Annotated in this window: 22 protein-coding genes and 1 tRNA gene; 16 read left to right on the top strand and 7 right to left on the bottom strand. The window is 64.1% G+C overall.

All coding sequences use genetic code 11. From position 1 onward, the window contains the following. Positions 1–351 precede the first annotated feature (351 nt). The 4 genes from CAL22_RS16385 (at position 352) to pssA (ending at position 4650) form a co-directional block, all read left to right on the top strand. Entirely contained in the window at positions 352–2121 is a 1770-nt protein-coding gene (locus CAL22_RS16385; RefSeq protein WP_432264319.1) for an acetolactate synthase 3 catalytic subunit, read from the top strand. 10 nt (positions 2122–2131) lie between these two features. Beyond that, entirely contained in the window at positions 2132–2623 is a 492-nt protein-coding gene (gene ilvN / locus CAL22_RS16380) for an acetolactate synthase small subunit (RefSeq protein WP_094815047.1), read from the top strand. A 66-nt stretch (positions 2624–2689) separates the two neighbouring features. Then, complete coding sequence (gene ilvC, locus CAL22_RS16375; RefSeq protein ID WP_094815045.1) at positions 2690–3706, top strand: ketol-acid reductoisomerase; 1017 nt, start codon at positions 2690–2692, stop codon at positions 3704–3706. A gap of 173 nt (positions 3707–3879) precedes the next feature. Next, positions 3880–4650 (top strand): CDP-diacylglycerol--serine O-phosphatidyltransferase, encoded by a 771-nt coding sequence (pssA, locus tag CAL22_RS16370; RefSeq protein ID WP_094815043.1) that lies wholly within the window; start codon positions 3880–3882, stop codon positions 4648–4650. A gap of 46 nt (positions 4651–4696) precedes the next feature. Here the strand turns inward: pssA and CAL22_RS16365 are convergent, their stop codons facing one another. Then, complete coding sequence (locus CAL22_RS16365; RefSeq protein WP_094815041.1) at positions 4697–5215, bottom strand: hypothetical protein; 519 nt, start codon at positions 5213–5215, stop codon at positions 4697–4699. Positions 5216–5485: 270 nt separating this feature from the next. On the opposite strand from CAL22_RS16365, the gene rpsO reads away from it, so the two are divergent. The 3 genes from rpsO to CAL22_RS16350 all read left to right on the top strand — a co-directional run bounded on the left by rpsO (position 5486) and on the right by CAL22_RS16350 (position 8893). Next, positions 5486–5755: a 30S ribosomal protein S15 gene (gene rpsO / locus CAL22_RS16360; RefSeq protein WP_012418311.1), complete on the top strand. Its 270-nt coding sequence runs from the start codon at positions 5486–5488 to the stop codon at positions 5753–5755. An 89-nt stretch (positions 5756–5844) separates the two neighbouring features. Further along, positions 5845–8010 (top strand): polyribonucleotide nucleotidyltransferase, encoded by a 2166-nt coding sequence (gene pnp, locus CAL22_RS16355; protein ID WP_094815039.1) that lies wholly within the window; start codon positions 5845–5847, stop codon positions 8008–8010. A gap of 154 nt (positions 8011–8164) precedes the next feature. After that, positions 8165–8893 (top strand): hypothetical protein, encoded by a 729-nt coding sequence (locus CAL22_RS16350; protein ID WP_094815037.1) that lies wholly within the window; start codon positions 8165–8167, stop codon positions 8891–8893. Positions 8894–8911: 18 nt separating this feature from the next. Here the strand turns inward: CAL22_RS16350 and CAL22_RS16345 are convergent, their stop codons facing one another. From CAL22_RS16345 to CAL22_RS16335, 3 genes are read right to left on the bottom strand one after another with little or no spacing between them, the layout of a single operon-like run. Beyond that, a complete protein-coding gene (locus CAL22_RS16345; protein WP_094815035.1) occupies positions 8912–9310 on the bottom strand; it encodes a RidA family protein in 399 nt (132 codons plus the stop codon). Further along, positions 9300–10469, bottom strand: coding sequence for a DSD1 family PLP-dependent enzyme (locus tag CAL22_RS16340; protein WP_094815033.1), 1170 nt, complete (start codon positions 10467–10469; stop codon positions 9300–9302). The genes CAL22_RS16345 and CAL22_RS16340 overlap by 11 nt, the downstream gene beginning before the upstream one ends. Before the next feature lie 46 nt (positions 10470–10515). Then, complete coding sequence (locus tag CAL22_RS16335; RefSeq protein ID WP_094815031.1) at positions 10516–11163, bottom strand: HAD-IA family hydrolase; 648 nt, start codon at positions 11161–11163, stop codon at positions 10516–10518. Positions 11164–11265: 102 nt separating this feature from the next. Between CAL22_RS16335 and CAL22_RS16330 the strand changes: the two genes are divergently transcribed. Together CAL22_RS16330 and CAL22_RS16325 are read left to right on the top strand one after the other, a co-directional pair. Next, positions 11266–12171 (top strand): LysR family transcriptional regulator, encoded by a 906-nt coding sequence (locus CAL22_RS16330; protein WP_094815029.1) that lies wholly within the window; start codon positions 11266–11268, stop codon positions 12169–12171. Positions 12172–12325: 154 nt separating this feature from the next. Then, positions 12326–13543, top strand: a complete 1218-nt coding sequence (locus tag CAL22_RS16325) for a threonine ammonia-lyase (protein ID WP_094815027.1) — start codon at positions 12326–12328, stop codon at positions 13541–13543. Here CAL22_RS16325 and CAL22_RS16320 read toward each other — a convergent pair. Next, positions 13537–14073, bottom strand: coding sequence for a PIN domain-containing protein (locus tag CAL22_RS16320; RefSeq protein ID WP_244193911.1), 537 nt, complete (start codon positions 14071–14073; stop codon positions 13537–13539). The two genes, CAL22_RS16325 and CAL22_RS16320, sit on opposite strands and share 7 nt — an antisense overlap. A 283-nt stretch (positions 14074–14356) precedes the next feature. Between CAL22_RS16320 and CAL22_RS16315 the strand changes: the two genes are divergently transcribed. Beyond that, positions 14357–14872, top strand: a complete 516-nt coding sequence (locus CAL22_RS16315) for a polyketide cyclase (protein WP_094815023.1) — start codon at positions 14357–14359, stop codon at positions 14870–14872. 144 nt (positions 14873–15016) lie between these two features. Then, positions 15017–16132, top strand: coding sequence for an NADH:flavin oxidoreductase/NADH oxidase (locus CAL22_RS16310; RefSeq protein WP_094815021.1), 1116 nt, complete (start codon positions 15017–15019; stop codon positions 16130–16132). Between the two features lie 33 nt (positions 16133–16165). On the opposite strand, the gene CAL22_RS16305 is transcribed toward CAL22_RS16310, so the two are convergent. After that, positions 16166–17074, bottom strand: coding sequence for a LysR family transcriptional regulator (locus tag CAL22_RS16305; protein ID WP_094815019.1), 909 nt, complete (start codon positions 17072–17074; stop codon positions 16166–16168). Positions 17075–17264: 190 nt separating this feature from the next. On the opposite strand from CAL22_RS16305, the gene CAL22_RS16300 reads away from it, so the two are divergent. The 3 genes from CAL22_RS16300 to CAL22_RS16290 all read left to right on the top strand — a co-directional run bounded on the left by CAL22_RS16300 (position 17265) and on the right by CAL22_RS16290 (position 21635). Beyond that, complete coding sequence (locus CAL22_RS16300; protein ID WP_094815017.1) at positions 17265–17768, top strand: RNA polymerase sigma factor; 504 nt, start codon at positions 17265–17267, stop codon at positions 17766–17768. A gap of 79 nt (positions 17769–17847) precedes the next feature. Then, positions 17848–18843, top strand: coding sequence for a FecR family protein (locus tag CAL22_RS16295; RefSeq protein ID WP_094815015.1), 996 nt, complete (start codon positions 17848–17850; stop codon positions 18841–18843). Between the two features lie 239 nt (positions 18844–19082). Beyond that, positions 19083–21635, top strand: a complete 2553-nt coding sequence (locus tag CAL22_RS16290; RefSeq protein WP_143276982.1) for a TonB-dependent siderophore receptor — start codon at positions 19083–19085, stop codon at positions 21633–21635. A gap of 558 nt (positions 21636–22193) precedes the next feature. On the opposite strand, the gene CAL22_RS16280 is transcribed toward CAL22_RS16290, so the two are convergent. Continuing rightward, positions 22194–22283, bottom strand: a tRNA-Ser gene (locus CAL22_RS16280). A gap of 118 nt (positions 22284–22401) precedes the next feature. On the opposite strand from CAL22_RS16280, the gene CAL22_RS16275 reads away from it, so the two are divergent. Continuing rightward, the gene (locus CAL22_RS16275) at positions 22402–23376 is read left to right on the top strand and encodes an NAD(P)H-quinone oxidoreductase (protein WP_094815009.1); all 975 of its coding nucleotides are present in this window, start codon (positions 22402–22404) and stop codon (positions 23374–23376) included. Between the two features lie 186 nt (positions 23377–23562). Next, the gene (gene tpiA, locus CAL22_RS16270) at positions 23563–24315 is read left to right on the top strand and encodes a triose-phosphate isomerase (protein WP_094815007.1); all 753 of its coding nucleotides are present in this window, start codon (positions 23563–23565) and stop codon (positions 24313–24315) included. The last annotated feature ends 12 nt before the right edge of the window (positions 24316–24327 follow it).

The raw sequence follows: 24327 nt of genomic DNA, 5'->3' as shown, positions 1-24327 counted from the left end.
CGCCAAAAAACCGCGCCGGCGGCCAGAGGGCCACGATGCGATTTGCGGAGTATGCCGCAACGCGGTAAATTGCCCCCTCTTGCGCCGGTCTGCTATCCGAATCCGGCGCGCGGGCGAGCAGGGCCCGGGCCACCTTCCGCGGCCTGCTGCGCCAGTAAGACTTGCTGTTGGCCGCGCCACAAGCGTGTGTTGCCAAGGCTTCCATTTCGACCTCCGACGCCTCTTGGGCGTTTGCACTGCGTCTCTGACGAGCGTGTGCCGGGTCGGCAGGGTGTCCGGGTGGCGTGGCTCCGTGAGCCGCAAAGCGCCGGATTATGTTGCCGAGCTTGGCATGGGCTCAGTCGCCGCCGTATCCGGGCGAGCGGCAGCCAGGGGAACAGGGCCGGCACAGAAAGGAAAGACAACATGGAACTCAATGGCGCCGATATCGTCGTGCGCTGCCTGGCCGAAGAAGGCGTGGAACACGTTTTCGGCTATCCCGGCGGCGCGGTGCTTTACATCTACGACGCGATTTTCAAGCAAGACAAATTTCAGCACATCCTGGTGCGCCACGAGCAGGCTGCCGTGCACGCCGCCGATGCCTATTCGCGCGCGTCGCAAAAGGTCGGTGTCTGCATCGTGACCAGCGGTCCGGGCGTGACCAATGCCGTGACCGGCATTGCCACGGCCTATATGGACTCGATTCCGATGGTGATCATCAGCGGGCAGGTGCCCACTGCCGCCATCGGCGAAGATGCCTTCCAGGAGTGCGACACCGTCGGCATTACCCGTCCCTGCGTCAAGCACAACTTCCTAGTGCGTGACGTCAAGGATCTGGCCGAAACCATGCGCCGCGCTTTTTATATCGCGCGCACGGGCCGTCCGGGCCCGGTGCTGGTGGACATCCCCAAGGACATCACGGTCGCGCAGTGCAAGTACACGCCCAAAAAGGGTGAAATTGCCATGCGCTCCTATGCGCCCGTGACCAAGGGCCACCAAGGGCAGATCAAAAAGGCCGTGCAGATGCTGCTGGGCGCCGAGCGCCCGATGATCTACTCCGGCGGCGGGGTGATTCTCTCCGATGCATCCGATGAGCTGCGCAAACTGGTGGACCTGCTGGGCGCGCCCTGCACCAACACGTTGATGGGGTTGGGCGCCATGCCGGCGTCGGATCGCCATTTCGTGGGCATGCCGGGCATGCATGGCACGTATGAGGCCAATATGGCCATGCAGCACTGTGATGTGCTGCTGGCCATCGGCGCGCGTTTCGACGACCGCGTGATCGGCAATCCCAAGCATTTCGCCCAGAACGCCCGCAAGATCATCCACATCGATATCGATCCTTCTTCGATCTCCAAACGGGTGCGCGTGGATGTGCCCATCGTGGGCAACGTCAAGGACGTCCTGACCGAGCTCATCGCGCAATACGAGCAGGCGCGCCAGGAAAGCAAACCCGCTTCACAGGAAAAGTGGTGGCAGCAGGTCGAGGCATGGCGCGCGCGCGAATGCCTGAAGTATGCGCCGTCCGACGAGGTCATCAAGCCGCAGTTCGTGGTCGAGAAGCTCTGGGAAGTGACGGGCGGCGACGCTTTCGTCACCTCCGATGTGGGCCAGCATCAGATGTGGGCTGCGCAGTACTACCGCTTCGACAAGCCGCGCCGCTGGATCAACTCCGGCGGGCTGGGCACCATGGGGGTCGGGCTGCCTTACGCCATGGGCGTGCAGATGGCCAATCCGGGTTCGGACATCGCCGTCATCACCGGCGAGGCCTCGATCCAGATGAACATCCAGGAGCTGTCGACCTGCCAGCAATACCACCTGACGCCCAAGATCGTCTGCCTGAACAACCGCTTTCTGGGCATGGTCCGGCAGTGGCAGCAGATCGATTATGGCTCGCGCTATTCCGAGTCGTACATGGACTCGCTGCCGGACTTCGTCAAGGTCGCCGAGGCCTATGGGCATGTCGGCCTGCGCATCGAGCGGCCGGCCGACGTCGAGCCGGCGCTGCGCGAGGCGTTCAAAAAGCATAAGGATCGCCTGGTGTTTCTCGACTTCATCACCGACCGCACCGAAAACGTGTGGCCGATGGTCAAGGCTGGCCGCGGTCTGACCGAGATGCTGCTCGGCTCCGAGGATCTCTAAGGAAACCACCATGAAACACGTGATTTCTGTGCTCATGGAAAACGAGCCTGGCGCGCTGTCGCGCGTCGTCGGCCTGTTCTCCGCGCGCGGCTACAACATCGAAACGCTCACCGTGGCGCCCACCGAGGATGCGACGCTGTCGCGCCTGACGGTGGTCACCGTCGGTTCCGAGGACGTCATCGAGCAGATCACCAAGCATTTGAATCGCCTGGTGGATGTCGTCAAGGTGGTCGATCTGACCGAAGGCGCGCACATCGAACGCGAGCTCATGCTCATCAAGGTGCGTGCGGTCGGCAAGGAGCGTGACGAAGTCAAGCGGATGGCGGATATCTTCCGTGGCCGCATCATCGACGTGACCGACAAGTCGTACACCATCGAGCTGACCGGCGACCAGGACAAGGTGCAGGCCTTTATCGAGGCCCTGGACCGCAGCGCCATCCTGGAGACGGTCCGCACCGGTGTGTCCGGCATCGGCCGCGGCGAACGTATTCTCAAGCTCTGACCGGCATCCGCTTTACCCTACACCCTGAATTCAACGATTTTTAAAATATAAGTATCTGGAGCAACCATGAAAGTTTTCTACGACAAAGACTGCGATCTCTCCCTCGTCAAAGGCAAGACCGTCGCCATCATCGGTTACGGCTCGCAAGGCCACGCGCATGCCCTGAATCTGCATGATTCCGGCGTGAAGGTCGTGGTCGGCCTGCGCAAGGGCGGCGCCTCGTGGAACAAGGCCGCCAACGCCGGCCTGGAAGTCGCTGAAGTGGCCGAAGCCGTCAAGCGCGCCGATGTCGTGATGATGCTCTTGCCTGACGAGAACATCGCTGCCGTCTATCGCAACGAAGTGCACGCCAACATCAAGGCCGGCGCCGCTCTGGCTTTCGCTCACGGTTTCAATGTGCATTACGGCCAGGTCGTGCCGCGTGAAGACATCGACGTCATCATGGTCGCCCCCAAGGCGCCGGGCCACACGGTGCGCTCGACCTACGCGCAAGGCGGCGGCGTGCCCCACCTGGTGGCGGTGTATCAGGACAAGTCGGGCGCTGCCCGTGACGTGGCCCTGTCGTACGCCAGCGCCAACGGTGGTGGCCGTGCCGGCATCATCGAAACCAACTTCCGTGAAGAGACCGAAACCGACCTGTTCGGCGAACAAGCCGTGCTGTGCGGCGGTACCGTCGAGCTGATCAAGGCGGGTTTCGACACCCTCGTGGACGCCGGTTACGCGCCCGAGATGGCCTACTTCGAGTGCCTGCACGAGCTCAAGCTCATCGTCGACCTGATCTATGAAGGCGGCATCGCCAACATGAACTACTCGATCTCGAACAACGCCGAATTCGGCGAGTACGAGACCGGCCCGAAGGTCGTGACCGAGGAAACCCGCAAGGCCATGCGCCAGTGCCTGACCGACATCCAGACCGGTGAGTACGCCAAGCGCTTCATCCTGGAAAACGCCGCCGGCGCTCCGACCCTGACCTCGCGCCGCCGCATCAACGCGGAATCGCAGATCGAAGTGGTGGGCGCCAAGCTGCGCGCCATGATGCCCTGGATCGCCGCCAACAAGCTGGTCGACAAGTCCAAGAACTGATTCATTTCAGTTCGGTAAACGCCCCCCGCAGGGTTGGAGTCGCCTCCAATCTTGCGGGGGGCGTTGTTTTTTGGGCGGGGACGAGCGCCCCGGCGCTTGCCCGCCTTTCCCTCAAGCGGGGCCAGATGGGTTAACCTTTCACCTCACAAAGCTTGCGGAAGTTTTTATACGCCATGCCCAATTTCAACATGCGCGATTCCGAGAATCGTCATCGCAGCATTTATCTGCTGCCCAATGCCTTCACCACGGCAGCCCTGTTCGCGGGCTTCTACGCCGTGGTGCAGGCCATGAATGACCGCTTCGAGACCGCCGCCATCGCCATTTTCGTGGCCATGGTGCTCGACGGCATGGATGGCCGCGTGGCGCGGCTGACCAACACGCAGTCCGCCTTCGGCGAGCAATATGATTCCTTGTCGGACATGACGTCCTTCGGCGTGGCGCCGGCACTGGTGGCTTACGAGTGGATACTTCAGGACCTCGGGCGCTGGGGCTGGCTGGCGGCTTTTGTGTATGTGGCGGGGGCGGCATTGCGCCTGGCCCGCTTCAATACCAATATCGCCGTGGTCGACAAACGGTTCTTCCAGGGTTTGCCCAGCCCAGCGGCCGCGGCCCTGGTGGCGGGCTTTGTGTGGCTGGCCATCGACAATAAACTGCCCATTCATGACAGTGTCATGGCCTGGGCGGCGTTTGGCTTGACGACCTATGCGGGCGTGGCCATGGTGTCGAACGCGCCGTTTTTCAGCGGCAAGAGTTTCGCGCTGGGGCGCAGCGTGCCGTTCTGGGGCATTCTGGTGGTCGTGGCCGTGTTCGTCTTCGTCTCCAGCGATCCCCCGGTCGTGCTTTTCGGCCTGTTCGTGCTGTATGGGTTTTCGGGCTGGGTGATCATGTTCTGGCGCTGGAGCCGGGCGCGCAGGTTGCAGCAAGAGCGCCGCAACCATTCCTAGCCGAATGCAAAAATGCCACCTGCGAGGTGGCATTTTTTATCGGGGCTCAGCGCCAGCCGTGGTCGCGCTCTTCGTACATCGGGTCTGGCCCGGGATGAAAGCGCGTGACCTGCTGCCCACCGCGCCCCATGTAGACATACATCAGGGAGTTCCAGACGCCAGACTCCCGATAGCGGTAGGCCCAGACCACCTGGCGCACGCTGGGCAGGCCGGTTTCGCGGATCTCCGCTGGCGGCCCGAATTCACAGCGCACCCGCTCGGCCGACCACGTGCCTTCGCCCAATTGCTTGAACTGGGCGTCGGTCAGCAGCGCCTCGACGCGTTCGACGCGGCCGTCGGCCGTGAGATTGCTGCCCCAGGCGAACTGACCCATGGGCTGTTGGGTCCAGATGACACGTTCGCGTCCGTCCGGCAGGCGGCAGGTGAAATTGGGTTGGCCATAGGCGCTGACGACGCTGGCGTAGGGCGAGCCGGGCGGCACCTCGGTCATGGGTGTGCAGGCGGCCAGTGCCGACGCGGCCGCGCCGACGGCCAGGGCGCGGGCCAGAATGTGCAGGCAGGACATAGGGTTTCTCCTGTTGGGGACCGGCCCCATTTTTTCCGTGCGCGCGGGAAAGACCGGGCAGCGGCTTTGCCATGGATTTTAGCGAATCAGCTATAATCGCTGGCGATCTGCGCTTTCTTTGTATGGAAAGCCACAGAAAGAGCAGTTCGGGCGATGCGTGCCCAAGCCGCGCAAGCGTCTTTAACGCATCGCAGTAGTGATGATATCGAGGTCTTTTCTCAACCCACGTCCGGGCACCTCGGCCCTGACGCATGTCCGTAGAGGTCAAAAATGTCTGTTGCTGACATCAAAAAAGCCGAAATCGTTTCGCAGTTTCAACGCGCGCAAGGCGATACCGGTTCCCCCGAAGTCCAGGTGGCTCTGCTCACCGCCCGCATCAACGAACTGACCGGTCACTTCAAGGAACACGCGAAGGACCACCACTCGCGCCGCGGTCTGCTGCGCATGGTCAGCCGTCGCCGTAAACTGCTCGACTATCTCAAGGGCCGCAATCCCGATTCGTACCGCGCTCTGATCGAAAAACTCGGTCTGCGCAAGTGATCGACGGGGCTGGCTCCCCATGACGCAACCGTGGTCGCTGCGACGTTGTCGCGACGGCCACGGTTTTTCATTTGCAAGGAACCATCGTCATGTTCAATAAAGTGACCAAGACCTTCCAATACGGCCAACACACGGTCGTTCTGGAAACCGGCGAGATCGCTCGCCAGGCCTCCGGCGCTGTGCTTGTGTCCGTTGAGGACACCGTCGTGCTGGCCACGGTCGTCGCCGCCAAGAAGGCCAAACCCGGTCAGGATTTCTTCCCCCTGACCGTCGACTACATCGAAAAAACCTATGCGGCCGGCCGTATCCCCGGCGGTTTCTTCAAGCGCGAAGGCAAGCCTTCCGAGAAGGAAACGCTGACCTCGCGCCTGATCGATCGTCCCCTGCGTCCGCTTTTCCCGGAAGGCTTCTACAACGAAGTCCAGGTGGTGATCCACACGCTGTCGGTCAATCCGGAAATCGACCCCGACATCCCCGCCATGATCGGCGCCTCGGCCGCACTGGCCATCTCGGGCATCCCGTTCAACGGCCCCATCGGCGCGGCCCGCGTGGGCTATGTCGATGGCCAGTACGTCATCAACCCCACGGCGTCGCAGCTCAAGACCTCCAAGATGGATCTGGTGGTCGCCGGCACGGAAAACGCCGTGCTGATGGTCGAATCCGAAGCTCAGCAGCTGTCCGAAGACATCATGCTCGGCGGTGTGGTGTTCGGCCATGAGCAGATGCAGGCCGCCATCAACGCCATCCATGACCTGGTGCGCGACGCTGGCAAGCCTGAGTGGACCTGGGCGCCCGCGCCCAAGAACGAGGCCCTGATCGCCGCGGTGACCGCCGCTGCCCAGGACGGCCTGACCGCCGCCTATCAGATCCGCGAAAAGCAAGCGCGTACGACCAAGCTGCGTGAAGTCTACGCAGACGTGTCGGCCAAGCTGGCCGAGCAGGCTGCCGCCGCCGGTCAGGACACGCCGGATGGCGTGACCGTGGACAACATCCTGTTCGATCTGGAAGCCCGCCTGGTGCGCAGCCAGATCCTCAACGGTGAGCCCCGTATCGACGGCCGCGACACCCGCACCGTGCGCCCCATCAGCGTGCGCCTGGGCGTGCTGCCGCGCGCGCACGGCAGCGCCCTGTTCACCCGTGGTGAAACCCAGGCGCTGGTCGTGGCCACGCTGGGCACCAAGCAGGATGAGCAGATCATCGACGCTCTGATGGGCGAGTACCGTGATCGCTTCATGCTGCACTACAACATGCCTCCGTTCGCCACCGGCGAAACCGGCCGCATCGGTGTGCCCAAGCGGCGTGAAATCGGCCACGGCCGTCTGGCCAAGCGTTCGCTGATCCCCGTGCTGCCCAAGCCCGAGGACTTCCAGTACACCATCCGTATCGTCTCGGAAATCACCGAGTCCAATGGCTCGTCGTCGATGGCTTCGGTCTGCGGCGGTTCGCTGGCCATGATGGATGCCGGCGTGCCGACCACGGATCACGTCGCTGGCGTGGCCATGGGCCTGATCCTCGAAGACGGCAAGTTCGCCGTGCTGACGGATATTCTGGGCGACGAAGATCACCTGGGCGACATGGACTTCAAGGTGGCGGGTACCGAAAACGGTATCACCGCGCTGCAGATGGACATCAAGATCCAGGGCATCACCAAGGAAATCATGCAGGTCGCGCTGGCTCAGGCCCGCGAAGGCCGTCTGCATATCCTCGGCAAGATGCGTGACTCGCTCGACGGTTCGCGCACCGAGCTGTCGGCGTTCGCGCCGCGCATGCTGACCATCAAGATCAACCCCGAGAAGATCCGTGACGTGATCGGCAAGGGCGGCGCGACGATTCGTGCGCTGACCGAAGAGACCGGCACGCAGATCGACATCTCCGATGACGGCACGATCGTGATCGCCAGCGTGGATGAGGGCCAGGCCAAGGAAGCGCAACGCCGCATCGTCGAACTCACCGCCGATGTCGAAGTGGGCCAGGTCTATGATGGTTCCGTGCTGCGTCTGCTGGACTTCGGCGCCATCGTGCAAGTGCTGCCGGGCCGTGACGGTCTGCTGCACATCTCGGAAATCGCCAACTACCGCATCGCCAACATCAACGATGTGCTGAAGGTCGGCCAGCAAGTCCGCGTCAAGGTCATCGAGGCCGACGACAAGGGCCGTCTGCGCCTGTCGGTCAAGGCCATCGGTGGCATCGAACAGCAGCAACAGCCTGCTGCCGACGCCCCGGCTGCCGCGCCCGCCGAGCCGCAAGCCGAGTAATCGGTTCGCCAGGTCGAGAAACGGCACCTTCGGGTGCCGTTTTTCTTTCGCTTGCAAAAGCGGGAACTTCCCTGCTTACGCCGGCGGGCAAATCCGGTAAAGTCTTGGCAGTTCCGCGGGCGGCGGATGGCGACAGAGGACTGGCGAATCTGGCATGAGGCGATGGAGGCTGGCCGCGACACTACTGCTGACAGGCTGGGCCCTGTCGGGGTGTGTGTCGCCTGCGGCCACCCCTTCCTCGGCGCGGGTGCCGCGCAGTGAGCCCATGTCGGCCGATCAGTTGGCCCAGACGGACTTCAATCGCACGGTCACGCTCGCGGCGCGCGACAACTTCAACAGCCTGTACTCCCTGCTGGACAAGCTTTACCGGCGCAATCCGCGCGAGTGGCGCAAGTCGGGAGTGGCCGACCAGGCCGCGGCAGTGGCCTACGTCAAGCGCCTGATCGAAGAGCGCCGCGCGCCCAGCGGTCTGGCCGGGTTGCGCGATGTCCAGGTGCTGGCGGTCTCGCTGGATCCCAACTACCAGGGCGACCGGGTGGCGGCCTTCATCTATGGCCTGGCCGACACCATTCTGGCTGCCCACAACGACAAAACCCGCTTTTATGTCTCCGACATCCTGGACGGCCAGCGCATCTATAACGCCGCCCGCAATGTGGAGGCGGCAGCGTGGCTGCTATCGTCGCGCCGCAACGCCCAGGGTGAGCCGCTGCTGCTGGCCAACGAAATGTCCAGCACCGTGACCAACCTGAGCTTTGAGCGCGAGTTCGGCGCCATCATCGGGCGCCTGGACCTGATCGCCAATCTGCTGGGAGAAAACTCCCGGCGCGTGGGCATCAATTATGCCCAGGGCCTGATGTTCTTCAATTTTCTGCCGGTGCGCTGAGGGCGCTGGCCCGGGGTCTTAACCGGCCGCGGCCGCGACGGCCTCGATCTCGACTTTGAAGCCGTAGTGCAAGGGCTGAGTCGGCACCACCGCGCGGGCCGGCCGTGCCTCGCCCAGCCATGCGCCATACAAACGATCGAAAACGGGCCAGTTGCCGATGTCATCGAGATACACACGTACCTGAAGCAGGCGATCGATGCCGCTGCCGGCCAGGGTCAGCGCGGCGCCGACATTGGCCAAGGCCTGTCTTGCCTGATCTTCGAACGAGGCATCGGCCAGCCGGGTGCCGTCGGCGGTGATCGGCAGCTGACCCGACACGAACACCAGGCCGCCGCCCGTCGTGAAATGGCGGTAATGGCCAGCCGGCGCCGCCAGGGCGGCAGGCTGCGCTTGGGGGGTGAGGGATTCACCAGCCATGAAAGCGGCTCCAGGGTTGCGGCTGGCCATCTTCGGCAAGCGCGTGATAGACGGGAAACTGCGCACCGGTGGCGCAGGCATGATTGGGCAGAATACGCAGCCGAGTGCCGATCGGAAAGCGCGTTTCGATGTCCGGATCGGGCTCGGCAGCGCACGCCAGAATGCCATGCTCCTGGTTTGCGCCGATGAGCACATAGCCCGGCAGCGGTCGGCCAGCCTCGTCGCAGGCCTGGCCGTATCCGAAGTCCTGCTGTTGGCGTGCCGTGCCTCTGTCGCGGCTCATGGCCATCCAGCCGGCATCGACAATGGCCCAGCCTTTGTCGCGTTGGTGTCCGATGACCGTGGTCAGTACGCTCAAGGCGATGTCTTCCTGCGCGCACACACCGATGTTGTGCATGACGAGATCGAAGAAAACATAGACGCCGGCACGCAGCTCGGTCACGCCGTGCAGATGTCCGGCCGCCAGCGCTGTGGGCGTCGAACCCACGCTGACCACCGGGCAGGCAAAGCCCTGGCTGCGCAGGCGCTCGGCGGCAAGCACGCAGCCTGCGCGCTCTTGTTCGGCCAGGGCGGTCAAGGCCTCGGGGGTATTGAGTTCGTAGCTGGAGCCGGCATGGGTGAGCACCCCGAGCAAAGACATGCCCGCTTGCCGCAGTATCTCGGCAACAGCCAGGACTGCGGGCGAGTCCGGCTTGATGCCGGAGCGATGGCCGTCGGTGTCGATCTCGATGAGGACATCGAAGGCCTCGCCCTGTTGGCGGCCATAGTCGGCCAGTGCCTGCGCGCCTTCGACGCTGTCGGTGATGAGCTTGAGTTGGCAGCCGCGCCGCCGCAAGGTCAGCGCCTGCGGTAGACGGTGGGGCGCAATACAGACGGCATAGAGAATATCGGTGATACCCGCCGCGAAGAAGTGCTCGGCCTCTTTGAGCGTGGACACGGTAATGCCGCGTGCGCCAGCGGCCAGTTGCGCCTGGGTGACCGGCGTGCACTTGCTGGTTTTGACGTGCGGGCGCAGGCCGACGCCCAGCGCATCGGCCTGGGCTTGCATACGCGCGATGTTGTGTTGCATCCGGGGTACCGAGATCAGTGCGGCCGGGGTATCAAGGGTTGCCAGGCCCGAGGCTTCGGGCGGCGTGACGCGGGTGTGCTGGGAGTGCATGGCGGTGTGGATGAGGAGTGGGGAAATCCGGTGTCGCGGCCGGTGCTCAATGAGGTAGCGTCTGGAATGTACGCAGCCAGCTCAGCGCCGGCTGCAGGTCTGCCGCCTCGCGCTCGGGGGCGGCCGCGCCTGCGGGCAGCGTCAGACCGATGCGGTTATGCCAGAAAGTCCGCAAGCCCACGGCAGCGGTGCCGAACATGTCGTAGCCGGAGCCGGCGACGAAGGCCGCCTCGGCCGGCGGGACGTCGAGCCGCTCCAGGGCCAGCAGATAGGGTCGGGGATCGGGTTTGTAGTAGCCGGCCTCTTCCGAGGTGACCACCGCGTCCCATTCCACGCCTAGTAACGATGCGGCCTGTTTACCCAGGTGTTCCGAGCAATTGGTCACGACGGCCAGCTTGCAGTGGGGCCGAAGGGCTTGCAGCAGCTCGCGAGCGCCGGGCCAGGGCGGCAGTTGGCTCCAGCGTTCGGTGAGCGACGCGGCGGCGGCCGCCGGCAGGCCGACCGCGGCAGCCGAGTCGCGGACCAGTTGTTCATAGGGTTGATAGGCGCCGCAACCATAAGTCAGTTTCAGGTACTCGCCGCGCCATTGGCGGCCCCGCTCGGCGGAGCCGGCAGCGGCATTCCAGATGCTCCATGAATCCAGCAGCGCGGTGAGCAGGTCGAACAGGACGGCTTTGGGATAGGCGTCAGCCATATGGACTCCTTGGACGGGTGATCCGGTGTCGAGGAAGGATTATGTGGCGCAGGCGTGTATTCATGGTTAAATATTTGATAATCAATCGTTAATCTATATTTAATGATCCAGATCGAAGACCTGCGGCTGGCGGCGACCCTGCTGCGCGAGCCCTCGCTCAGTGCGGCCGCGCGCGCCTTGGACGTCACGCCGCCGGCCTTATCGACACGGCTGCGCAAGCTGGAAAACGAGCTCGGCCTGGCCCTGGCCAAGCGGGATGCGCGCAGCCTCTGCCTGACGCCGGAAGGCGAGCGCTTTGGCCGTGAAGCGCAGGAACTGCTCGCCAAGATCGACGGGCTGTGCGAGTCTTTGCGCCATGACGACCAGCGCCTGGGCGGCACGTTGCGGGTGGCTGCGCCTTTTGGTTATGGGCGGCACCGGATTGCGCCGCTGTTGGCGCGGTTTTCACGCCGCCATCCGCACTTGCGCGTCCAGCTCGAACTTTGCGAGACACCTTGGCCGGACCGGCGCGACGTCGACGCGGTGATCCATATCGGCGGCGTGCGCGACTCTTCCTGGATTGCGCGCGAACTAGCCCCCAATGAACGATGGCTGTGTGCCAGCCCCGCCTATCTACAGGCGCACGGTGTGCCCGGTTCGCCGGGGGATCTGGCCCATCACGCTTGCATTTGCATCCGCGAGAACGACGAAGACGTCACACTCTGGCATGTCCGGCCGGCGGCGCCCGCGGGCAAGCGGCGCACCGAGTCCGTGCGGGTGACGCCGGCCTACGTGACCAACGACGGTGCGGTGGCAAGGCTGTGGGCGGAGGCGGGCATGGGCCTGGTATTGCGTTCGGAATGGGACGCGGCCGTTGGCATTGCCCAGGGCACGTTGGTGCGTGTGCTGCCGGACTGGCGGTTCGACAGCGCGCCGGTGATGCTTTTGGTGCCGGTACGCAAGGGCCGCAGCGCCCGGGTACAGGCTTTCTCCGAATTCTTGCTGCAGGAGCATGCCGGCGGACGCTAGCATCCGATCCGGCGCCGCCCGCGGTTGCGCCCGGCCGCGTTCAGTGGCAATGTCCTTTACGGCCGGCGCCGTCCAGCCCGATCCGGGCTGCGGAACCCGGCCCCCGCCGCTCAGGCGCAAGCCTTGGCGCTCGTACCTTGAAACCAGACTTCCCATGATCGATTTCGCCGCCATCCAAGCCGCCCGCGACAACCTGCGCGGGCAGGTGCAGAACACCCCTTTCACGCTGTCGCGCACGCTTTCTGACATTCTGGGCGCGGAGGTCTGGCTGAAGTTCGAAAATCTTCAATTCACGGCGTCTTTCAAGGAACGCGGGGCCCTGAACCGCATGCTGACCCTCTCGCCCGAAGAACGGGCGCAGGGCGTCATCGCGGTATCGGCAGGCAACCATGCGCAGGGCGTGGCCTATCACGCGCAACGCATGCAGGTGCCCGCCGTGATCGTCATGCCGCGCTTCACCCCCACGGTCAAAGTGGCCAACACCAAGCGTTTCGGTGCCGAGGTGGTGCTGGCCGGCGACACCTTTGACGACGCCAAGGCGCACGGCTTCGAGCTTGCCCAGGCGCGCGGGCTGACCATGATCCATCCCTATGACGATGAGGCGGTGATCGCGGGGCAGGGCACCATCGGCATCGAGATGCTGCAGGCTCAGCCCGAGCTGGACGCCATCGTCATCGCCATCGGCGGCGGCGGCCTGATTTCAGGCGTGGCCACGGCGGCCAAGGCCATCAAGCCCGGGATAGAGATCATTGGCGTGCAGACCGAGCGTTTTCCGTCCATGTATGCGGCGGTTCGCGGCCTGACGATGGAGACCGGCAACTACACCATCGCCGAGGGGATCGCGGTGAAATCGCCCGGCACGCTGACACAGGAGATCGTCGGCCGCTTGGTCGATCGCATCGAGCTGGTCAGCGAGGCCGATATCGAGCACGCCATCGTCGTACTGCTGGAAATTGAAAAAACCGTGGTCGAAGGCGCTGGCGCGGCGGGCCTGGCGGCGTTGCTGCTGGAAAAATCCCGCGGCAACAGCTATTTCAAGGGCAAACGCATCGGCCTGGTGCTGACGGGCGGCAATATCGATCCCTTGATGCTGGGCGAGCTCATCGAACGCGGCATGGTGCGTGCAGGCCGGCTGGCCCGCATCCGCGTGGACTTGCGCGACCTGCCTGGCGCGCTGGCCCAGGCCACGCGCCTGATTGCCGATGCGCATGCCAATATCACCGAGGTGCATCACCAGCGGGCGTTCACCGCGTTGCCGGTGCGCAATGTAGAGGTGGATTTCGTGCTGCAGACCCGCGGGCCCGAGCACATCGAGGAAGTCATACGCATCCTCAACGAGGCCGGCTTTGCCGCCAGCAATCACGATCACTGAGCCAGATTCTTGACCCGGTAAAGCCGTTCGCGATGCAGTGTGGCCGATAGGGGTTCAGCCTCCCGGCCCAGCGCGAGGTAGTCCTGCGGCACCGGCGCCAGCGCATCGAGCACCGCTTGCGGATGTTCGGCATGCCAGCGTGCGATCAAGGTGTCGGGATTGAAGGCATCCAGCCCCTGACGGCGCAGCTCCGAACGATTGAAATCCTTCAGGTTCCAGGTGGCGATCTGTACGACCGGCGGCAGCTGTTGGCCGCAGCGCGCACGGCGCGCCAGGCCCGCTGCGATGACGTGAAAGTCCTTCGGGTCGCTATAGCGCAGGCTCAGTTCATAGGGTTCGATATCCGTTTCCAGCGCCTGCGGGAACTGGCTGTTCATCTCTGCCCATTGCTGCGCCAGAAACTCGGGCGGGACCTCCCAGATGCGCGCCGCATTGCGCCGCCACTCCTGGCCGATACGCTCCGTCCAGACGGGCTGATACACCCCCGCGGCCGCCAGACGCAACATCAGCCTGCGCACGATATTGGACATGAGCACGCAAGCGTCAAGAACGATGTAAGGGGAAGGTGCAGACAAGATCGGTAGGGCACGGGACGAAGGCAAGCGGGCAAGTATAGCCGGCGCCCCTTGCCTGCACCCGCCCCCTAGCGGCTCTGATATCAGTTGAGATGATGGCAAAAATAAAAATATAGGATTGGATTTATTTCTCTGCGAGGCCGACCATAACGTCATGCCTGTCGCTTTCCGCGTGCTTGCCGCTGTGTGGGTACACAGGGCCGCCGCAGGCCGCGACCCATTCTGGAGTCTCTTGACCATGCACGCCATCATCTGGCCGGACGGCTATCTGCCCGGCTTTACCGACAATTTTGTTTCCAACGAGGTCATTGTCGCGGGTCTGGCCGCCATTGACGTGTGGCCGTGGCTGATCACGCCCGCGCGTTGGCCGGGCTATTACGCCAATTCGGCCAACGTGCGCTTCCATGAGGGCCGGGGGCCTGAGCTGGTCTGTGACGATCGTTTCTACTTTGAGACCTTTGGCTTTCCGATCGAGGCGCAGTGCGTGGAGTACGCGGCGCCGGCGGCCGGCCAGCCCGGCCGGGTGGCCTGGCACGGCTGGGCTGGCGAGCCCGGCAGCCCGCAACGTCTGGACGTGCATCACGCCTGGCTGATCGAAGATCTTCCTGGCGAGCGTGTGCGCATCCTCACGCAGGAAACCCAGGTGGGCGCGCCTGCCAGGGCGCTTCATCAGGCTCGGCCCAATCCCATGATCAACGGCCACCAGGATTGGCTGGATGGGCTGGTGGGCGCCGCGCGCAACGGCCGGCCCTGATGCCGCCCAAGGCGGGCGCGTGGCACGGCTGCTAAGCTTCCCCTGCCGCGCCGGCGAGCTGACGCCTATCGTCGGTCCGGCTGCCTTGCCGCGCGCGAGGTGGATTTATTTGATTGTTCGTATTTGAAAGTCGTGGAGAAACGCATGGCCGCACTGTTCACCCCCTTCCAGCTCAAGGATGTCACGCTGCGCAATCGCATCGCGGTCTCGCCGATGTGCCAGTACAGCGCCGTCGATGGTTTGACCAACGATTGGCACCAGGTTCACTATCCCTCTCTGGCCCGCGGCGGTGCCGGGCTGGTGGTGGTTGAAGCCACTGGGGTGTCGCCGGAGGGCCGCATCACGCCGGGATGCCTGGGGCTGTGGAACGATGCGCAGGCCGAGGGGTTGGCGCGTATCGCCGCCAGTATCGGTGCCGCGGGCGCGGTGCCCGGCATCCAGATCGCGCATGCCGGCCGCAAGGCCAGCGCCAATAAGCCTTGGGAGGGCGACGATCACATCCCGGCCAGCGATCCGCGAGCCTGGCAGCCCATCGGCCCGTCGGCGATCGCTTATGGCGAAGGCTTGCCGCGCGTGCCCAGGCAGATGAGTCTGGAGGATATCCATCGCGTCACGGCGGATTTCGTGGCCGCGGCGCGCCGCGCGCGCGACGCCGGTTTTAAGTGGCTCGAGCTGCATTTCGCCCATGGTTATCTGGCGCAGAGTTTTTTCTCTGCGCATAGCAATCAGCGCAGCGATCAGTACGGCGGCAGTTTCGACAACCGCGGCCGTTTCCTGCTCGAGACGCTGGCGGCGGTGCGTGAGGTGTGGCCGCAGCATCTGCCATTGACCGCGCGCTTTGGCGTCATCGAATACGACGGGCACGACGAGCAAACGCTCGCCGAGTCGATTGAATTGGTCAAGCGCATGCGTCAGGGCGGTTTGGATATGCTCAATGTCAGCGTCAATTTTGTCATCCCCGATGTGAAGATCCCGTGGGGCACGCCGGCCTTTCTGGCGCCGATCACCGCACGCGTCAGCCGCGAAGCGGGTCTGCCGGTGGCTTCGAGCTGGGGGATCGATGACCCGCAGGTCGCCGAGCGTGTGGTGGCCGAGGGCCAGATGGATGTGGTGATGATGGGCCGCGCCATGCTGGCTAATCCGCACTATCCGTATGCGCTCGCGCAGGCGCTCAAGCTCGAGCGCCCGGATTGGATACTGCCCGCGCCCTATGCTCACTGGCTGGAGCGTTACCGCGGCGCAGCCAAAACGGCCGCCTGAGGCCCAGGGCAGGCCGTTGGCCTGCCGTGGGCCTCAGGGCGTGTCGGCACACGCCTGAAACAACAGGTCGCGCAACCACCGGTGGGCCGTATCGCCATGGGTGCGCTCATGCCAGGCGGCGACTTTGGTGAAGCCCGGGATGTCGATAGGGGGCTCGACGACGGCCAGCCCCGGCATGCCGCAGACCAGTCGTGACGGCAAAATGGCCACCATATCGCTGGCCCGCAGGATGTCCGGTACGATGAGAAAGCTTTTTACCGACAGGGTGATCTGGCGCTGTTTGCCCAGTTTTTCCAGGGCGTCGTCCGTCACGCCCCGGAAGCCGCCTCCGGTGTAGGACACCAAGGCGTGGTCCAGGGCGCACAGTTGTTTGACGCTCAGGCGTTTGCGGCCTTGTATCGCTGGGTGATCCGCGCGCAGTACGCAGACATAGCGTTCGGCGAACAGGGGCCGGGCATGCAGGTCGGTCGGCGTGTTGTCGGGCGTGAGCAAGGCCAGATCGATGTCGCCGCGCTCGAGCTGCGCATGCACCTGCTTGTCGTCGACCGGCACCAGGGCCACGCGGATATGGGGCGCCTGGGGTTTGAGCGCCGCCAGAAAGGGCACGGCGATGGCGCGCAGCGCATAGTCGGTCGCTGCGATGGTGAAGGTCAGCGTGGCGGCGGCGGGATCGAATACCGGGGGCTGCAGCAAGCCGCCAATCTCGCCCATGACCTGCTTGAGCGGGATGCTCAGCGCCAGCGCTCGTTGCGTGGGCACGATGCCGCGTTGCGCACGCACGAACAGCGGATCGCCGAACGCGTTGCGCAGCCGCGTGAGCATGCCGCTCATGGCCGGCTGGGTGACGCCCAATCGCGCGGCCGCGCGCGTGACATTGCGCTCCTCGAGCAGGGCGTCCAGGGCTTTGAGCAGATTCAGATCCAGAGTTTTGCTGATGGTCATGCTGAGGCGGGAGTCGCTTGCTAAGGCCCCTCTCTTATATCACTCCCGCGTGCTCGGCCAGCCGGCGCGCGGGAGTAGGTGCCGACGTAGGCGCGCAGCACGGCGCATACGGGCACTGGCAGGCCGGCTTGCAAATGAGAATTATTGTTAAACTTCGCGATTCGTTTTCTGGTCCGCCGTCCTTCGCGTCATGTCTCCCCCCGCTGCACCCAAAAGAAACTGGCTTGCTCATTACAGCAGGCTGGTTGGGACGTGGGCGAAAGGCGCTGCCAATGCGCATGACGCCGAGGACGCGGTGCAGGATGCGGCGGAACGTATGCTGGGCGCGAATATGCTGGTCATCCAGGATACGCGGGCCTATTTGCATCGCAGCGCCGTCAATGGCCTGATCAGCCGCCACCGGCGCACCGAAGCCTTGCCCTGCGTGCCGTTGCAGGATCTGGCGGAGGGGGACCATCCTGTCGTCGATGAGGTCGAGTCGGCCGCCTACGTGGCGGAACTGTCAGCGGCCCTGGCTGCGTCGCTGGCCGAATTGCCCGAGGTATGCCAGAAAATATTTGCCTGGCATCGGTTGGAGCATTGGACCGTACCGGAAATCGCCCGGCATATGGGCTTGTCCGTCAGCACCGTGGAGAAGAACCTGACCAGGGCAATGAGGCACTTGCACGAAAAGTTACAAAGATTCGCCTCGTAGAATTACGGGGTTTGCTGCCATCGAGCGTCTTTTACTAAGGAGCAGCAGTTATCCGCATCCGACGGCTTCTGCGTCCAGCATGACCACCCAAGACTCAAACATTCCCGAGGATCCCGGCGCCGCCGCCGCGCATTGGTTTACCCGCGAAAGCGGGGGACTCATGACGCCGGATGAGCGCCAGCGTTTCGAGTCATGGCGGGCCGCCGACCCTCGGCATGAACAGGCCTATCAGGGCATGCTGCGTGTCTGGCGCGTGGCCGAGGCCACGCCCGATCAGGTTTTTGCGGGCATTCTGGCGCGTGGGCAGGCACGGCCAACCGCGGCATTTGCGGGCCGCCGCCGGATACTGGCGCTTGGCGTCGGGGCGGCCTGTTGCGCCGCCGTGGCGACCGTCGCATTGGGGCCCGAGCGCTGGTTCGGAGCTCCGCAATTCTCCGAGCGTTACGCCAGCCAGCGCGGCGAGCGCCGCGAGGTGGCATTGCCTGACGGCTCCCTCCTCACGCTCAACACGGACAGTGTCGTTGTCGTCGCGTTCTATGCATCCGAACGGCGCGTGGTGCTGGAGCAGGGTGAGGCCTTCTTTGCCATTGCGTCGGCACCGCAGCGCCCCTTCGTGGTACAGGCCGCTGCAGCCACGGTGACGGTCACCGGGACCCGATTCAACGTGCGGCGCAGCGCCGAGCGCGTGTCCGTCGCCGTGGAGTCGGGATCGGTAGAGGTCACGGGGGGGGCATGGTGGCATCGCGAGACACGCCGGCTCGTCGCACTGCAGTCCGTGCAAGTTGACGGGACGGATAGCGTGTCGGGGGTGTCCAAGGCGGATGTCGGGGCGCTGACCGCGTGGCGGCAGGGCAAGATCGTCTTTGACGCTGCGCCTTTGGCAACCATCGTCACCGAAATGAATCGCTATCGCGTCCGGCCCGTTCGTCTGCATCATCCCGGCTTGCAGGCATTGCGCGTGACAGGGGTGTTCAGTGTCGATGATCCTGAGGCCATTCTCGAGGTGCTGCCCGCCCTGGCCCATGTCGCGGTGCGAAGGTTGCCCGACGGCAGCAGCGAGATCGTTCCCCGTTGAGCATGCGTCGCTGGCGCGCCGCGGCGATGTCTTTGTTTACGAATAAGAATGCGTGTCAGCATTAATCGCAGAAACATTTTATTTCAAATTTTCTGCCGGATTCTTTACGGGGTTGAGGGCGCAGAACTCTCTTTATTAATGACGGCCTGCCTTTCATCGTGAGTGATGCAGGTTGCAAGGAACCTTTGGCCAAAGGGTTTGGCGCGCATGCGCCGCTTTCATTATCTAGAGAACGTCCGGTGAACCCTCTCATCACTAAGCACACTTCGCCTGCCTTGCGCGGCAAGCGGTTCGGCTTGAACCTGAATGTATTGGCGATTTCGCTCGCGCTGACCTTTGGCCTTTCGCCCGATATCAGCTACGCACAAAGCACGGATGCCGTGCACATCAACATCCCGGCCCAGTCCCTGAACTCGGCCCTGCTGCAGTTGGGCCAGCAGACCGACATCCAGATCTACTATCTCCCCGAGACGGTGGCCGGCCTGAACGCTCCGGCGGTGTCGGGTGCGCTGACCCCGGAACAGGCGCTGGCGCGGTTGCTCCATGGTACGGGTATTACCGTGCGTTGGAATGGAAAGACCGCCTCCTTGTCGCTGCCGTCAGCGCAGGGCCAGGAAGACGTCTATTCTCTGCGGGCGGTGCGCGTGGAGGCCCAACGCGTGGGAGAAACCGAAGGCACGGGCTCCTATACCAGCGATGCCATCACCTTAGGCAAAACCGCGCAGGGCCTGCGCGAGATTCCGCAGTCGGTGTCCGTTCTGACCAAGCAGCGCATGGAAGATCAGAACCTCACCGACCTGGGTCAGGCCGCGGGCCAGATGACGGGTTTGACCGTGCAGGACTCGGGCCATCGCCTGACGGATATCTATTCGCGCGGCTTTGCCATCGACAGCGTGCAGCTCGACGGCGGCGCGCCGATGTCGACCTCCAGCGGAAACTACACCTTCATTTCCTATGACATGGCGGAGTTTGACCGTGTCGAGGTGCTGCGTGGCGCGGCCGGCCTGATCAACGGCACGGGCAACCCGGGCGGCGCGGTGAATCTGGTGCGCAAGATGCCGACGGCCACGCCCCAGTTCAATTTCACCGCGAGCGCCGGCCGTTGGGACAACTACCGCACGGAAGTCGATGCGTCCGGCCCGCTGGCGTTTGAGGGCAAGCTGCGGGGGCGAGGCGTCGTGGTCTATGAAGACCGCAAGTATTTCACCGACCGCCGCGCCAGCGAGAAGCCCACCTTCTACGGCGTGCTGGAGGCCGACCTCGGCCCGGACGCCGTACTGGCCGTCGGGGGGCGGCACCAGCGGATCAAGGAACAAGGCACGCCGCAAGGCTTTCCGCGATATAGCAACGGCGCTGACCTGGGGTTGTCGCGTAATACGGCATTGACGGCGCCGTGGGCATTTGAGGACACGACCTCCGACGAGGTGTTCGCGAAACTGAGCTGGCATCTGGCCCCGCGCTGGACCTTGCGCGCCAATGCCAGCTATACGGAGGAAAACCGTGACGTCAATGGCGGTTATGTGTCGGGCGCCGTCAATCCGGTGACACTCAAGGGCTCGCGCTGGGTCGGTTCCGATCAGCACAGCTGGAATCGTCAGCTCATGCTGGATATCAACCTCAGCGGCGCCTTCGATCTGGGGGGGCGTACCCATGAGGTCCTGATCGGCGCGGACATGCAGGACATCAAGAGCAAATGGCAGAGCTATGTCGTGCAACGCGCCACGGGACAGCAGGCCGACTTGTTCGACATTGGTTCGACGCCTTATGTCTCGGGCGATCTGAGCCGTGGGCAGCTGTTTCGCAGTTATGAGCCCAACGACACCAGACAGTACGGCATCTACGGCACGTTGAGGATGGAAGTCACGGACAACACCAAGGTGATTGTCGGAGCCCGCGCCAACAAGTACAAGTTCAATCAGGTGTACAGCACCTATCTGGATAACAGCTGGCAGATGACCGATACCTGGCGGGTCGCGAGCGCCACCCGATACAGTGAGCCTACGCAGGTCGTGCCTTTTGGCGGCGTGCTGTATGACTTCACGCCGGAATGGACGGGCTACGCGAGCTATGCGGAAATCTTCAATCCGCAGGCCTATTACCGGTCGGGCCCGGCGCCCGGCACCGGTCTGGACCCCATGCATGGCAGCAACACCGAAGTGGGTGTGAAGGGCGACTTGCTGGACGGCAAATTGAGCACCTCGGTCGCGCTCTATCGCATCGTTCAAAAGGATAGGGCCGTGCGTGACAGCCGCTATCCTGCAAGTGAGACCCTGTTCGCAGGCGCTTGCTGCTACCTCAATGCCGGCAAGGTCGTCAGCGAGGGGGTGGAGCTCGAGGTCAGTGGCGAAATCGCCCGCGGCGTGAACATCTATGCCGGGTATACCTATAACCATAATCAGGATAAAACCCAGGACGCGGTGTTCAGCACGATCACGCCCAAGCATTCTTTGAAGCTTTTCGGTACGTGGCAATTGCCCGGCCAGGCGTCGGCGTGGAAAGTCGGAGCCGGTGTCACCCTCAACAGCAAACAGTATGTGTCGGGGACGGCAGCCAGCTGGAATGAGGCGGCGCAGAACTGGACGGGCGGCAATGTGCCGTTTGACTATACGCAGGGCGGCTACGCCGTGTGGAACCTGATGACCGAGTATCGCGTCAATCGCAACTGGACCGTGGCGCTGAACGTCGATAACCTCTTTGACAAGTGGTACTACCGCACGGTGGGCAGCTCCACCCTGGGGAATTACTACGGCGAACCGCGCAATGTGCGATTGACGCTGCGCGGCAGGTTTTGAGCGTTTCGCTCTGCCCTGATAACGCCGGGCCGTCATGTCAGGGACGGCCGAGGGCTCCTCGGTCGTGCCGGCTTGGGCCGGCCCGGCCTGCCGACGCGGCCTGCACGCCATGGCGCAATGCGGCGAAGCGGGCCTGACGATGACGCGGCACAAGACCCGCTCTCATGCAGCGGTCTTGGCCAGTTTGATGGTGCCCGAGGCCGGAATCGAACCGGCACGCCTTGCGGCGAGGGATTTTCTTACCACTTCGGCTTTCGCCGCCAGCGCCGAGGCTGTTCGTGGTCTGGAGCACGCCTTCACCCTAGCCTGGTGGCCGTAGGTGCCCGCCGTCTGCTCTCTACACCTTCCCGGGCCGGGGCCTGGGCTTGGCTCGGCGTTGGCGCGGATGCCGGGGCATCCAGGGCGTTCACCGAATTTGACGGGCTTCACCTCTGGGGTTTCCCCCGGAGGGCTCAAATTATTCAAGTCCCTTGTGTCTACCGATTTCACCACTCGGGCTGAGTGCGCACTATGCCGCAAACCTGTCAGGCGCAGCCGGAGGGCTGCTCACAGAGTTTGTGGCGGAAGCGGTGGGATTCGAACCCACGAAGGGTATAAACCCTTGCCGGTTTTCAAGACCGGTGCCTTCAACCGCTCGGCCACGCTTCCTGGTTTTTGACGCCGTGCAGGGCGTCGGGAGACCCTGTCGTCCGCCGGGGCGTGGCGCAGGGTTTCCGTAAAGGGCGTCATAATAATCTATTTGCTCAACGAAGGACGGAGACAATTCATGCGCGCAGTGGAAATCAGCCAGCCTGGCGGCCCCGATGTCCTGGTACCGGCTCAGCGCCCCACGCCCGAGCCCGGCCCCGGCGAGGTTCTGATCAGAGTGACCGCGGCCGGCATCAACCGTCCGGATGTGTTCCAACGCTTGGGTAATTACGCACCGCCTCCGGGGGCCTCGGATCTGCCGGGCCTGGAAGTGGCCGGCGAGATCGTGGGCGGGGACGCCGCGGCAGGTGGCTTCAAGGTGGGCGACAAGGTCTGCGCCTTGCTCGCCGGTGGCGGCTACGCCGAGTACTGTGTGGCACCGGCCCTGCAATGCCTGCCCATTCCCAAGGGCATGTCCGATATCGAAGCGGCCGGTCTGCCCGAGACGTACTTCACGGTCTGGAGCAATGTTTTCGACCGGGGCGCCTTGGCCACGGGCGAGAGCCTGCTGGTGCATGGCGGGGCCAGCGGCATCGGGACCACGGCCATTCAGATCGCGCGCGCTTTGGGGCATACGGTTTATGCCACCGTCGGCAGCGATGACCGGGTGGCCGCCGTCGAACGCCTGGGCGCCAAGGGCATCAACTACAAGACGCAGGATTTCGTCCAGGAAATCAAAACCTTGACGGGTGGCAAGGGCGTGGACGTGGTGCTGGATATGGTGGCGGGCGAGTATATCGGCCGTGACCTGAGCTGCCTGGCCGATGACGGCCGCGTCGTGATCATCGCCCAGTTGGGCGGCGCCAAGGCGACCATCAACACGGCCGATCTGATGCGCCGCCGCCTGACGGTGACCGGTTCCACGCTGCGCCCGCGGCCGGTGGCGTTCAAGGGCGCGATCGCCCAGGCCTTGCGCCAGAAAGTCTGGCCTTTGCTGGAACAAGGCGCGATCAAGCCCATCATCCATGCCACCTTGCCGCTCGAGCAGGCCGCCAAGGGGCACGCCATGATGGAAGCCGGCGAGCAGATCGGGAAGATCATCCTCACCGTGTAACACCGTTGGGGCGGCGGAAACCGCCCCAACAGGATACAATCATGGGTTTGACCCGGGGTGCGGGGGTTTTCTGCGCTCCGCTGACTCGCCTGGCAGGCTTTTGCGGCTCATCTTGGCGAGTGTCTGGTGGGCTGTCTGGCCGACCGGGCTTCACCATTTGTGAATAGCCTTCAACCCATTGAGCGCATGACCGAAAACGCCGCCACTCGCCGTACCCGCCTGGTGCTGGGCAACTGGAAGATGCATGGCAGCCTGGCCGAAAACGCCAGCCTGCTTGCCGCCCTGCGCGCCGCCGACCCCGCCTCGCATTGCGAGATCGGTGTCTGTGTGCCTTTTCCCTATCTGGCTCAGGCCAGCGCCGAATTGTCGGGCAGCGCCATCAGCTGGGGTGCCCAGGATGTCAGCGCGCAGGCCAAGGGCGCGTTTACCGGCGAGGTCTCGGCCGCCATGCTGAAGGACTTCGGCAGCCGTTGGGCCCTGGCGGGTCACTCCGAGCGCCGCAGCCTGCACGGCGAGACCGACCAGCAGGTCGCCGCGAAGGCCAGCGCCGCCCTGGCCGCCGGGCTGGTGCCGGTGGTGTGCGTGGGTGAGTCGCTGGCCGAACGCGAGGCCGGTCAAACGCTGGCCATCATCGAGCGCCAATTGGCCCCGGTGCTGGCTTTGGGCCGCGAGGCGGTCGCGGGCATGGTGCTGGCTTATGAGCCCGTCTGGGCCATCGGCACCGGCTTGTCGGCCACGCCCGAGCAAGCTCAGGAGGTCCATGCCGCGATTCGCGCGGCGCTGGCCAAACTGGGTGCGCCTCAGGTGCAGGTGTTGTATGGCGGCAGCGTCAAGGCCGCCAACGCCGCCACCCTTTTTGCCATGGCCGATATCGACGGCGCGCTGGTTGGCGGCGCGTCGCTGGTGGCCGAAGAATTCTTGCGCATCGCCGCAAACTAAAGTTTCCGTCCG

Origin of the sequence: Bordetella genomosp. 12 (assembly GCF_002261355.1) — a bacterium.
GTDB lineage: Bacteria > Pseudomonadota > Gammaproteobacteria > Burkholderiales > Burkholderiaceae_B > Bordetella.
This window is presented reverse-complemented; position numbering and strand designations above follow the sequence as displayed.

Coding starts and splice junctions, on each gene's coding strand:
- CAL22_RS16300 (WP_094815017.1), top strand. CDS start 17,265: ATGTCTCCCCCCGCTGCACCCAAAAGAAACTGGCTTGCTCATTACAGC.
- CAL22_RS16305 (WP_094815019.1), bottom strand. CDS start 17,074: ATGACCATCAGCAAAACTCTGGATCTGAATCTGCTCAAAGCCCTGGAC.
- CAL22_RS16365 (WP_094815041.1), bottom strand. CDS start 5,215: ATGTCCTGCCTGCACATTCTGGCCCGCGCCCTGGCCGTCGGCGCGGCC.
- pssA (WP_094815043.1), top strand. CDS start 3,880: ATGCCCAATTTCAACATGCGCGATTCCGAGAATCGTCATCGCAGCATT.
- CAL22_RS16350 (WP_094815037.1), top strand. CDS start 8,165: ATGAGGCGATGGAGGCTGGCCGCGACACTACTGCTGACAGGCTGGGCC.
- CAL22_RS16345 (WP_094815035.1), bottom strand. CDS start 9,310: ATGGCTGGTGAATCCCTCACCCCCCAAGCGCAGCCTGCCGCCCTGGCG.
- pnp (WP_094815039.1), top strand. CDS start 5,845: ATGTTCAATAAAGTGACCAAGACCTTCCAATACGGCCAACACACGGTC.
- CAL22_RS16330 (WP_094815029.1), top strand. CDS start 11,266: ATGATCCAGATCGAAGACCTGCGGCTGGCGGCGACCCTGCTGCGCGAG.
- CAL22_RS16275 (WP_094815009.1), top strand. CDS start 22,402: ATGCGCGCAGTGGAAATCAGCCAGCCTGGCGGCCCCGATGTCCTGGTA.
- CAL22_RS16310 (WP_094815021.1), top strand. CDS start 15,017: ATGGCCGCACTGTTCACCCCCTTCCAGCTCAAGGATGTCACGCTGCGC.
- tpiA (WP_094815007.1), top strand. CDS start 23,563: ATGACCGAAAACGCCGCCACTCGCCGTACCCGCCTGGTGCTGGGCAAC.
- CAL22_RS16315 (WP_094815023.1), top strand. CDS start 14,357: ATGCACGCCATCATCTGGCCGGACGGCTATCTGCCCGGCTTTACCGAC.
- CAL22_RS16295 (WP_094815015.1), top strand. CDS start 17,848: ATGACCACCCAAGACTCAAACATTCCCGAGGATCCCGGCGCCGCCGCC.
- ilvC (WP_094815045.1), top strand. CDS start 2,690: ATGAAAGTTTTCTACGACAAAGACTGCGATCTCTCCCTCGTCAAAGGC.
- CAL22_RS16340 (WP_094815033.1), bottom strand. CDS start 10,469: ATGCACTCCCAGCACACCCGCGTCACGCCGCCCGAAGCCTCGGGCCTG.
- CAL22_RS16320 (WP_244193911.1), bottom strand. CDS start 14,073: ATGTCCAATATCGTGCGCAGGCTGATGTTGCGTCTGGCGGCCGCGGGG.
- rpsO (WP_012418311.1), top strand. CDS start 5,486: ATGTCTGTTGCTGACATCAAAAAAGCCGAAATCGTTTCGCAGTTTCAA.
- ilvN (WP_094815047.1), top strand. CDS start 2,132: ATGAAACACGTGATTTCTGTGCTCATGGAAAACGAGCCTGGCGCGCTG.
- CAL22_RS16325 (WP_094815027.1), top strand. CDS start 12,326: ATGATCGATTTCGCCGCCATCCAAGCCGCCCGCGACAACCTGCGCGGG.
- CAL22_RS16335 (WP_094815031.1), bottom strand. CDS start 11,163: ATGGCTGACGCCTATCCCAAAGCCGTCCTGTTCGACCTGCTCACCGCG.